Origin of the sequence: Janthinobacterium sp. EB271-G4-3-2 (assembly GCF_020858035.1) — a bacterium.
GTDB lineage: Bacteria > Pseudomonadota > Gammaproteobacteria > Burkholderiales > Burkholderiaceae_D > Janthinobacterium > Janthinobacterium aestuarii.
In genome coordinates, this window is the sequence record NZ_JACYMG010000029.1 from 1 (window position 1) to 1198 (window position 1198).

Annotated in this window: 1 tRNA gene; it reads left to right on the forward strand. The window is 51.7% G+C overall.

Going from position 1 to position 1198, the window contains the following annotated elements:
* Positions 1 to 1123: 1123 nt before the first annotated feature.
* A tRNA-Glu gene (locus IGS55_RS27780) sits at positions 1124 to 1196 on the forward strand.
* The last annotated feature ends 2 nt before the right edge of the window (positions 1197 to 1198 follow it).

Here is a 1198-nt window from a genome sequence, read left to right on the forward strand (position 1 = left end):
GCGCTTGCATGGCATGCAAGAGGTCAGCGGTTCGATCCCGCTTACCTCCACCAACAGCGCAGAAACAGGTAGTCAATAAATCAAAGTCGCCTAGAGCGGCTTTTTTTATTTTGGCGAAGTATTTCCGCCATACCCTCGCCATACCTTCGGGGGAATATGGCTAAGCTGTTAGCGCGCTTGCATGGCATGCAAGAGGTCAGCGGTTAGCTCCCGCAAACCTCCACCAACAGCGCAGAAACAGGTAGTCAATAAATCAAAGTCGCCTAGAGCGGCTTTTTTTATTTTGGCGAAGTATTTTCGCCATACCCTCGCCATACCCTCGGGGGAATATGGCTAAGCTGTCAGCGCGCTTGCATGGCATGCAAGAGGTCAGCGGTTAGCTCCCGCAAACCTCCACCAACAGCGCAGAAGCAGGTAGTCAATAAATCAAAGTCGCCTAGAGCGGCTTTTTTTATTTTGGCGAAGTATTTCCGCCATACCCTCGCCATACCCTCGGGGGAATATGGCTAAGCTGTCAGTGCGCTTGCATGGCATGCAAGAGGTCAGCGGTTAGCTCCCGCAAACCTCCACCAACAGCGCAGAAACAGGTAGTCAATAAATCAAAGTCGCCTAGAGCGGCTTTTTTTATTTTGGCGAAGTATTTCCGCCATACCCTCGCCATACCCTCGGGGGAATATGGCTAAGCTGTCAGCGCGCTTGCATGGCATGCAAGAGGTCAGCGGTTAGCTCCCGCAAACCTCCGCCAACAGCGCAGAAACAGGTAGTGAATAAATCAAAGTCGCCTAGAGCGGCTTTTTTTATTTCCGTGACCCATCCTGGAGTAGGGCGTAGGTCGGATTAGCGCAGCGTAATCCGACAATGCCGTCGATCCAAATCAACATCCATATTCATGCCGAGTCGCTTATGCGGCTTTTTTTACGCTTGCTGAAATTGCAATAACGCAGTATTGCCATATCGCACGAGCATCTTCTGCCTCATAGCGAGATCCCCGCAAATAAGATGCAAAATAAAACCCCCGGCAGTTGATTTCGTGAATCACCCCATGCTATACTTCGCGCACGCTTTTTTGAGGGGCTAAGCAAAGCCTTCAACGAGGAGTCCGCTGAGAGTAGTGCCAGCACAGGTCCCCATCGTCTAGAGGCCTAGGACATCACCCTTTCACGGTGAGTACAGGGGTTCGAATCCCCTTGGGGACGCC